We start from the raw sequence: 8,696 nt of genomic DNA, 5'->3' as shown, positions 1-8,696 counted from the left end.
AGTTTCAAAAAAACCCAGACTTGGATTTTATACATTTGATTCTAGGCTATACGAAGAAAACGGAGAATGGTATAGAGAAAGGCACATGGGAAATAGAGTAATTCAAATTAAATACAAAAAATTATAACAAAAATGACAACATCGCTTGAAGATATAACTCTGGAAGAATTTAAAGCAGGCAATGCTTCAGTCGAAAAAACGTTGCTGGTAGTTTCCGGACTGTCAACAGAAGATGCAGTTGAACAGTATGTTGCAAAACTTGACAAGCTTGAAAAAAATTTTAAACGGAATAATTCAATGAAAAAAGGAAACTATGCCCTCGCAAAAGCATTATTTGATTATTTAGGGGAAACAAAATATGACCGGTACAATTTAGATTGTCTTCTTGCCAATGTTATTGATAATCAATTAAGTGAAGATTCTAACCAAACTGTGGGAGATTGTGTAGGACTGACTTCACTATATACTGTTTTAGGACAAAGAATCGGATTGGATTTGTCTGTCTTTAAAAGTATGAAACATATTTTAAATTGCATGACTGAAAATCATAAAGAAATCTTTATTGAAAACATACAGAGATTTGGTTTTGATATAGTATATCCTAAAAATGATTTTAAAAAAGAAAAATTAAGCGCTCTTGTTGCTGTAACCTTAAATTCCCGAGGACTTGATAAATATAACAATGCCCAATATCAAGGAGCAATTAGAGATTATGACAGAGCAATTGAATTAAACCCGGATTATGAAACAGCTTTCAATAACAGGGGGATCGCTAAAGAAAAAATGGGAGAATATGCAGGGGCAATTGAGGATTATGACAAAGCAATTGAATTAGAACCTAATTATACAGCAGCTTTCCATAACAGAGGAGGTGCTAATAATCAAGTGGGAGACTATGCTGGAGCAATTAGAGATTATGATAGAGTAATTGAATTAAGGCCGCATTTTGAAGTAGCTTTCAATAACAGGGGGGTCGCTAAAGAAAAAATGGGAGAATATGCAAGGGCAATTGAAGATTATAGGAAAGCAATTGACTTGAAACCTAATTGTGTCCACGCAATAAAAAACTTAGAAAGACTAATAAGGAAAACCAACGCTTTAGATGAAATAATCTCTCTGCAAGCATATCTGGTGGAATAAATGATTTGATAATTCCAATCACGGCAAGAAAATGAAACAAAAATTAAGCATAACAATGGACGAAGAAACAGTAAAGACTCTGCAAGCTTTACTTAGCGACGGCAGGTATAGAAACCAGAGCCATGTAATTGAATATGCCGTAACTGAATTTTTAAAAGGTATAAAAAAATGACTGGAACTAACTCGTATTTAAAAAAAACAGTGGACAGTGAAAGTAAAGAAAAAGAAGTAGAATTTTATCCCGGAAAATATGATTTGGTGTTATATACCGTATTTATGGAATTTATTGCTGGCAGTAACCTGCCCGCTCTGATAATGTATGCAACTGCAGAAGCTAAGTCTGAAGCAGCGGATAATCTGGAATATACAATTACCCCTAGAACTCGACAAACTATTGCTATTTCAGCAGCACAAACCCCGTTCGTGGTTTATACAATAACAAACTCGTTATCATTTGCTTTTGGCTATGCCCTTATTAATTGGTTAATGTACAAAGCTGCAAAACAAATTTGCGCGAAGGGACTGGAAAAACACTTAAACTCTCAAGAACCTAAAATGAAGTAACAAACTAAACCGAATGGAACGAAACTGAACTAAACTAAACCGCCAGATTTATAAATAACTAATTCTACAAAATGTTTATGGTAGACCCCATTAATATCACAACTGTTGTTGACCTAACTAACGTTTTCGGCTCAACTGTCCAAACCATTGTAAACAAGATCAATTTCTTTGTTGGTGGAGGACTTCTTGGAAAAAGCACCAAACCCAAAACAACTGAAACTTATTTTTCCAGAGGATATAAACCCATTAAACAAAAATTAGATGGTTCTGACAAAAAATTATATAAAAAACAAAAATCGAATTTTGAAAACAAAAGATGAAAACATTTTACAAGACAATTCTTAAAGAGTTAACCCGGATAACAGATTTAAAAGACATTAAATTAGAAACACCGCCGGATGATAAATTAGGAGATTTAGCATTTCCTTGTTTTCAATTAAGTAAGCAATTAAAAAAAGCGCCAAAAGACATTGCAGAAAAGCTGGCTAAGGATTTCAACATAAAAATGCCTGTTAAAGAGATTAAAGTTGTTGGGTCTTACTTAAACTTCTATGTTGACAAAACTGCGCTAACCAAAGAAACATTAAAAAATATTCAAAAACAAAAAGAGAAGTATGGCTCACAAAATATAGGCAAAAGAAAAAAGATTGTAATTGACTTTTCAAGCCCAAACATTGCAAAACCTTTCGGAATTGGACATTTAAGATCAACTGTCATAGGTAATTCTATATACAGGACATTAGCATTTCTAAACTATAAACCAATTGGTGTGAACCATTTAGGAGACTGGGGCACGCAATTTGGTAAAATGATTTACGCCTATCAAAAATGGGGCCCCCCCAGCGCAAATGATAATTCGGAAAAAGAAAAATTTAAACGAGCTCCAATTTCATATCTATATAGTTTATACGTAAAGTTTCATCAGGAAGCAAAAATAAACCCAGAACTAGAAAAACATGGAAAAGAATGGTTTAAAAAATTAGAAGAAGGAGATCAAAAAGCCACAAAGTTATGGGAAATGTTTAGAAAATTATCATTAAACGAGTTTAAAAGGTATTATGAAGAACTGAATATCAATTTTGATTCTTATTCAGGTGAAGCATTCTATAACAAAATGCTTGAAAAGACTGTTAAAGTTTTTGAGAAAAAGAAACTTACTGAAATTTCAGAAAATGCTCTGATTGTGCCATTGCGCGATATGCCCCCTTTAATGTTAAAAAAATCCGATAAAGCAACAACATATGCAACAAGAGACCTTGCAGCCGCAATGTTCCGCATTAAAGAATACAAGCCAGAAAAGCTGCTATACGTTGTAGGAACACCCCAACAGCTGCACTTTCAACAGTTATTTACAACGTTAAACATGGCCGGTTACAAAAAAGAAATGTTTGAACATATTAACTTTGGCCACTTAAATTTTAAAGACGGAAAGATGTCAACAAGAGATGGAAACATTATTTTTTTAAAAGAGGTTCTTGACAAATCAATACAATTGGCCTTGCAAACTATTAAAAACAAAAATCCCGATTTAAAGAATAAAGAGAAGGTTGCAAAAGTCATAGGAATTGGCGCAGTAATATTCGCGGACTTATGCAATGACAGAATCAAAGACGTCATATTTGATTGGGACAAAATATTAAACTATGAAGGAGAAACAGCGCCTTATATTCAATATGCATATGCCAGGATTTGTTCAATATTAAGAAAATCAGAAAACAAGCCCGTTAGAAAAATACTGGGCAAAGGCAAACATTATAACCTTTTATCAGGCGAACAAGAACAAAAAATAATAAAATTATTAGCAAACTTCCCTGAAACAGTTAAAGAAACAGCAGCAGCTTACAAACCTTCAATACTTGCAAGATATTCATTAGACCTTGCTCAGGCATTCAACGAATTTTATCATGCCTGCCCAATCCTAAAAGCGCAGCCTGAACAAATGCATATCAGACTGGAACTAATTGAATCAGTTAAACAAGTTCTAAAAACGAGTATGTACTTATTGGGAATTGATGTGGTTGAAGAGATGTAATGAAGTTAGGCTTCACGCGTATATGTTCAATTAACTGGAATTTGTATGCAATATAATGAAGTATATTATGTCCTTTAATTATTACACCAACTAATACATTAGATAAAGATTTATATAAAAAATAAATTACAAAATGGCATTATTTTTCCTTAATATACTTAACCTGCTCTTTTGTAAGCCCAATTTGTTCAGCATTTTCAATTTGGGAATCTATAAGTTCTGCTTGCAGCTCAGACCATACCTTGTCCTCATTATTAACTACAAAATTAGCCCACCTTTCTACATTTTCCATTCTTTCTTTATCAGTTTTCATATAAATTCACTTAAGAATAATGATTTATAATATTTAATTTTTTCTAAACTTAGTCCTTCAAAAACAATCTCAAGATGTCTTGCATCCTCTAAATCTTTTTGAGATTTAGCAATATACCTTTTATACGCAATCTGTGATTCAATCTGCGCAAATTTAAGCTTTTTATCTCCAAAAATTATAATTAATGGATTATTTAACTGCAATAATTCACTATTTTTTTTAGCAACTTTAATTTCCATGCGCAGTAATGGAAAATTTTTAACCCAAATATTAATCGGGGTACCTTTCTTTAAAGATTCATAATAAATATCATGATAATTTTCGATATTAAACTCAAAACCAATATTAGTAAATTCTGTGTACAGTTTCTCAAAGGTCTTATAATCAATTTCTTTAATAAACATATCAATATCTTCAGTAGCACGAGATCTCCCAAAAAATATTGAAACGTAACTGCTTATTATAATATAATCGGTATAATTTTGTATAATTTTAATTACATCAAGCGCAAACTGGTCAAGCTTTGTTATTTTTTTATCAACTATTACTTCAAGCTTTGTTATTTTTTTATCAACTATTACTTCGTTATGAACAATCTTAAATTTAACCATAAAACTATAAATCAGTAAGCCTTTATAAGCTTCACGTGAACATGTCCAATGTCCAGTGAACCCAATGAACGAGAAATTTATACGCAATCTAATGAAGCGCATTATATTAGTGGTGCATAATTAAGATTAAGGTATCCGTTCTAAACTTTTGATCCGCTCATCAACTTCTTCAACAACAAGTTCTTCCTTTTTATCAACAACAACCGGCGCTTGTTTAGGAACTTCATGCCCGATATAATCACATCTGTCTTTAACTTTTCCCAGTACCCCCTGCATATCTTGTTCAGAAATTTGTTTAGGTGCCCACCTAAAATTTAAACCATCATTTTCCTTGCGCGGAAGAACGCTAATTGAAAAGTGCGGCATATTTTGTCCAGCCGGGATACCATTATTCACGATAATATTAGTCCCCTGCGCATTAAACAATTCAAATACTGAAATAGAAATTCTGTTGGCAATGATAAACAAATGTTCCAAAATCTCGCCAGGCACTTGTTCAAGAATTGGAATATGGTTTCTTGGCGCAATAACAACGTGGCCTTCTACGGCGGGGTCTTGTGAAAGATAAGCTACTGCAAATTTATCTTGATAAATTACAAAATGTTCATTATCCATAATATCGCAAACAGGGCAGTTCATGCATTACCACCAGATAATAAATTTGCAATGTCATCTAAATCTGTTTCAGATTCCTCATCGATACTGTCAGACTCTCCGGATGCATCATCACTATTCTTAAATTTAGACTCCCCATCATTATTTTCAGGCTCTTCAGAATCATTGCCCTTTTTCTTAAACTTGGCTTTTTTAACTCTTTCTTCATTCTTTTTCACTGACAATTTTTCACGCAATGCTTTCTCTTCAGACGTTTCTTCGGTTGCTCCAGTTTCAATCTCTTTCAATATCTCGGCTCTTTCTTCTTTTCTATTGACCTTTTTACCCTTCAATAAATTTCCTACTGCTTCTAACTGCTTATCTTCTCCAGAACTAAGAATAACTTCCTTTATTCTTGCAACATTTTTGCCACGGAACATCATTTCAAGTTGCGGGTTTGCATTGACAACGGTTTCAAGATTCTCAATATTTTTCAATAAAAAATCTCTTAATTGCAGGTTAGATTTAATCATGTTTATCAATTCTTCTTCAGAAATCTCTGCCTCTTTCAATAATCCTTGCTCCGCAAGTTTATCCTGCAATTTTAGATGCAAATTACCCTGCAATGCTTTTTGCAATTCCAACATAACATTCGTATCAACATTTATTCTGCGTAAATCAAAAATATCAACACCATCCTCTTTTTCGCGAGGGATTATATGCACAACAAAATGAGGGATTTGTTGACCGGCTATACCGCCATTTGCTATAAAAAGATTAGTTCCAGAAACCAGCATAGCTTTCAATAAAGCTTGGGATATACCCTTGGAAATTTTGAATATGTGCCTAATTAAATCTTCAGGCATTAATGGCATAATAGAATAATGTTCTTTAGGCATCAATAATACATGCCCTTTATTTGCTGGTCCAATATCTAATATCGCTACAACTTTATTGTCTTCATAAACTTTAAGCGCAGGTTTTTGCCCGGATATAACTTGACAAAATATGCATTGCTCTTTCTGTTGTGATAATTTTTCCTCATTAGTTAATTCAGGCATAATACAAAATATTATGTTATATTTATTTAAAGCTTGCCATACATTATTGTATTTTAACAGATTAAAATCTAATTTTCCACCGAGATGTTTCACTGGCGGTTTACCTTTGAGTATTCTAATTGATTATTTTAATTGATTAATCCTTTGGTGGAAAGCCCGGTCCGAGACACTAGATAACGAAATTAAAACTGTGATATAATTAGGTTTTAGAACACGGCACCAAGCGCCGGTCTTGTCCAAAGAAGCACTAATCTTGTCCAAAGTTATTCAATTATCTATCAGTATTCACATCTAAAATATAATTGCAAGAAAGGGGTCTTTATTAATTATTATTCTTTGAGATATATTAATACACAGATAATAAACTTTCTAGACGACCTAGCACCGAAACCTTTATAAATACGTTCTAAATCCTATGTGTAAGCGTAAAATATCGCATATTTATATGTCAACATCGGAGGAGATTACAAAATGGCAAGAAATAAACCACATATTAACCTTGTATTCATAGGTCATGTAGACCACGGAAAATCTACCACTGTAGGTAGAATTATGTTTGACTCGGGCATAGTTACTGAGCAAGAAATGAGAAAATTAAAAGAAAGAGCTGCAGAATTAGGTAAAAGCGGCTTTGAATTTGCTTATGTTATGGATAACTTAAAAGAAGAGCAGGAAAGAGGAGTTACCATTGACTTAGCTCACAAAAAATTTGATACTGACAAATATTTCTTTACTATCATTGACGCCCCGGGTCACAAAGATTTTATTAAAAACATGATTACTGGAGCTTCACAAGCAGACGCAGGCGTTTTAGTTGTAGCAGCTAACGACGGGGTTAACGCTCAAACTAAAGAACATGTATTTTTATCAAGAACATTGGGTGTTAATCAATTAATTATTGCTATTAATAAGATGGACATTTCCGGCGTTGATTGGTCTGAAAAAAGATTCAATGAAGTTAAAGTTGAAGTTTCAAATTTACTAAAATCAGTAGGTTTCAAGCCAGATGAAATTAAATTTATACCTATGGCATCCTTAAAAGGAGATAATGTAATTAAAAAATCTGAACATCTGCCATGGTACAAAGGTCCAACATTACTTGAAGCAATGGATCTATTAAAAGAACCTGAAAAACCAACTCAATTACCATTAAGATTACCTATACAAGATGTTTATAATATCACAGGCATTGGAGTAGTTCCAGTTGGTAAAGTTGAAACTGGGGTACTTAAAGTAGGGGATAAAGTTATTGCAGTTCCAGGCAGAGAAGGTAAAGGTGTTTTAGGGGAATGCAAATCTATTGAGATGCACCATGAACAACTGCAAACTGCTGAACCGGGAGATAACGTTGGTTTATCCATTAGAGGTTTCGGCAAGAAAGATATTGCGCGCGGTGACGTTATGGGAAGAACAGACAACCCGCCAACAGTAGCGCAAGAATTTACTGCGCAAATTGTTGTATTAAACCACCCAAGTGTTATGACTGTCGGTTATACACCGGTATTCCACATCCATACTGCTCAAGTTGCATGCCAAATTGTGGCAATTGAAAAAAAATTAAACCCTGCAACTGGTGAAGTATTACAAGAAAACCCCGATTTCATCAAAAATGGTGATGCAGCAATTGTTAGAATTAAACCTATCCAACCGCTAGTAATTGAAAAACAGTCTGAAATTCCGCAAATGTCAAGATTCGCAATTAGAGATTCAGGTTCAACGGTTGCAGCAGGCATGTGCATTAATCTTGTAAAAAAACCAATGGCATAAATAGAAAAAAATTTTTATTAATTTTTTAAATAAAACATGATAAATCAAAATTTATCATGAGGTAACAAAAATGCAAAAAGCAAGAATAAAACTAGCAAGCACAGATATCCACAAAATTAATCAGATTTGTGATGCAATTAAAGAGATTTCTACTAAGACTGGAGTGCAAATGGCCGGCCCAATACCTTTGCCTACTAAAAAATTAAAAGTTACCACTAGAAAATCACCTTGTGGAAACGGAAAAGCTTCTTGGGAAAGATATGAAATGAGAATTCATAAAAGATTAGTTGATTTAGGTTTAGATGAAAGAGCCTTAAGATTAGTAATGAGGGTGCCTATCCCTGAAGGCTTAAACATCGAAATTGAAATGGTTGAATAAACCCGATAATTTTCAAATATCATATTAATCCAATATAAATACCATTAAAAAACTTAATTAAATTCTAAAATTCGTCAATTATCCGAATATTGATATTTATATGCATCATACATGCAATAAACCAATTTTAAATCTAAATAAAACGATATAACCTCGCCTATCCCACCATTCGCTTCGCTCATTCCACAGCAAGCTGTGGGGTATTACGGCGAGGTAAATTCAAAAATAGTTAATT

At 33.2% G+C, this 8,696-nt stretch carries 11 protein-coding genes; 7 read left to right on the top strand and 4 right to left on the bottom strand.

The genetic code is table 11. The features are described from left to right. The first annotated feature begins 132 nt into the window (after positions 1–132). From J4418_05240 to argS, 5 genes are all read left to right on the top strand, one after another. A complete protein-coding gene (locus J4418_05240; GenBank protein MBS3113460.1) occupies positions 133–1,140 on the top strand; it encodes a tetratricopeptide repeat protein in 1,008 nt (335 codons plus the stop codon). A 31-nt stretch (positions 1,141–1,171) separates the two neighbouring features. Next, the gene (locus tag J4418_05235; protein ID MBS3113459.1) at positions 1,172–1,312 is read left to right on the top strand and encodes a ribbon-helix-helix protein, CopG family; all 141 of its coding nucleotides are present in this window, start codon (positions 1,172–1,174) and stop codon (positions 1,310–1,312) included. Continuing rightward, on the top strand, positions 1,309–1,704 hold the full coding sequence (locus J4418_05230; protein MBS3113458.1) for a hypothetical protein: 396 nt from the start codon (positions 1,309–1,311) through the stop codon (positions 1,702–1,704). The genes J4418_05235 and J4418_05230 overlap by 4 nt, the downstream gene beginning before the upstream one ends. A gap of 77 nt (positions 1,705–1,781) precedes the next feature. Further along, on the top strand, positions 1,782–2,024 hold the full coding sequence (locus J4418_05225; GenBank protein ID MBS3113457.1) for a hypothetical protein: 243 nt from the start codon (positions 1,782–1,784) through the stop codon (positions 2,022–2,024). Beyond that, positions 2,021–3,736, top strand: a complete 1,716-nt coding sequence (argS, locus tag J4418_05220) for an arginine--tRNA ligase (protein MBS3113456.1) — start codon at positions 2,021–2,023, stop codon at positions 3,734–3,736. Before J4418_05225 ends, argS begins: the two co-directional genes overlap by 4 nt. Positions 3,737–3,875: 139 nt before the next feature. Here the strand turns inward: argS and J4418_05215 are convergent, their stop codons facing one another. The 4 genes from J4418_05215 to J4418_05200 all read right to left on the bottom strand — a co-directional run bounded on the left by J4418_05215 (position 3,876) and on the right by J4418_05200 (position 6,315). Then, positions 3,876–4,049, bottom strand: coding sequence for a hypothetical protein (locus J4418_05215; protein MBS3113455.1), 174 nt, complete (start codon positions 4,047–4,049; stop codon positions 3,876–3,878). Beyond that, positions 4,046–4,660: a hypothetical protein gene (locus J4418_05210; protein MBS3113454.1), complete on the bottom strand. Its 615-nt coding sequence runs from the start codon at positions 4,658–4,660 to the stop codon at positions 4,046–4,048. The genes J4418_05215 and J4418_05210 overlap by 4 nt, the downstream gene beginning before the upstream one ends. Before the next feature lie 126 nt (positions 4,661–4,786). Further along, the gene (locus tag J4418_05205) at positions 4,787–5,299 is read right to left on the bottom strand and encodes an HIT family protein (GenBank protein ID MBS3113453.1); all 513 of its coding nucleotides are present in this window, start codon (positions 5,297–5,299) and stop codon (positions 4,787–4,789) included. Then, on the bottom strand, positions 5,296–6,315 hold the full coding sequence (locus J4418_05200) for an HIT domain-containing protein (protein MBS3113452.1): 1,020 nt from the start codon (positions 6,313–6,315) through the stop codon (positions 5,296–5,298). The genes J4418_05205 and J4418_05200 overlap by 4 nt, the downstream gene beginning before the upstream one ends. 471 nt (positions 6,316–6,786) lie before the next feature. Between J4418_05200 and tuf the strand changes: the two genes are divergently transcribed. Both tuf and rpsJ read left to right on the top strand, forming a co-directional pair. Beyond that, positions 6,787–8,082 (top strand): translation elongation factor EF-1 subunit alpha, encoded by a 1,296-nt coding sequence (gene tuf, locus J4418_05195; protein ID MBS3113451.1) that lies wholly within the window; start codon positions 6,787–6,789, stop codon positions 8,080–8,082. Between the two features lie 70 nt (positions 8,083–8,152). Beyond that, positions 8,153–8,461 carry a 30S ribosomal protein S10 gene (rpsJ, locus tag J4418_05190; protein MBS3113450.1) on the top strand — a complete coding sequence of 103 codons (309 nt, stop codon included), beginning with the start codon at positions 8,153–8,155 and terminating at the stop codon, positions 8,459–8,461. Positions 8,462–8,696: the final 235 nt, after the last annotated feature.

Source organism: Candidatus Woesearchaeota archaeon, from assembly GCA_018303425.1.
In the GTDB taxonomy this organism is placed as follows: Archaea; Nanobdellota; Nanobdellia; order Woesearchaeales; family JAGVYF01; genus JAGVYF01.
The sequence above is the reverse complement of the archived record's forward strand: the minus strand, read 5'-3'. Positions and strand labels throughout refer to the sequence as shown.

Excerpts from the sequence above, each read along its gene's own strand:
- J4418_05240 (MBS3113460.1), top strand. The coding sequence starts at position 133 with ATGACAACATCGCTTGAAGATATAACTCTGGAAGAATTTAAAGCAGGC.
- J4418_05235 (MBS3113459.1), top strand. The coding sequence starts at position 1,172 with ATGAAACAAAAATTAAGCATAACAATGGACGAAGAAACAGTAAAGACT.
- J4418_05230 (MBS3113458.1), top strand. The coding sequence starts at position 1,309 with ATGACTGGAACTAACTCGTATTTAAAAAAAACAGTGGACAGTGAAAGT.
- J4418_05225 (MBS3113457.1), top strand. The coding sequence starts at position 1,782 with ATGGTAGACCCCATTAATATCACAACTGTTGTTGACCTAACTAACGTT.
- argS (MBS3113456.1), top strand. The coding sequence starts at position 2,021 with ATGAAAACATTTTACAAGACAATTCTTAAAGAGTTAACCCGGATAACA.
- J4418_05215 (MBS3113455.1), bottom strand. The coding sequence starts at position 4,049 with ATGAAAACTGATAAAGAAAGAATGGAAAATGTAGAAAGGTGGGCTAAT.
- J4418_05210 (MBS3113454.1), bottom strand. The coding sequence starts at position 4,660 with ATGGTTAAATTTAAGATTGTTCATAACGAAGTAATAGTTGATAAAAAA.
- J4418_05205 (MBS3113453.1), bottom strand. The coding sequence starts at position 5,299 with ATGAACTGCCCTGTTTGCGATATTATGGATAATGAACATTTTGTAATT.
- J4418_05200 (MBS3113452.1), bottom strand. The coding sequence starts at position 6,315 with ATGCCTGAATTAACTAATGAGGAAAAATTATCACAACAGAAAGAGCAA.
- tuf (MBS3113451.1), top strand. The coding sequence starts at position 6,787 with ATGGCAAGAAATAAACCACATATTAACCTTGTATTCATAGGTCATGTA.
- rpsJ (MBS3113450.1), top strand. The coding sequence starts at position 8,153 with ATGCAAAAAGCAAGAATAAAACTAGCAAGCACAGATATCCACAAAATT.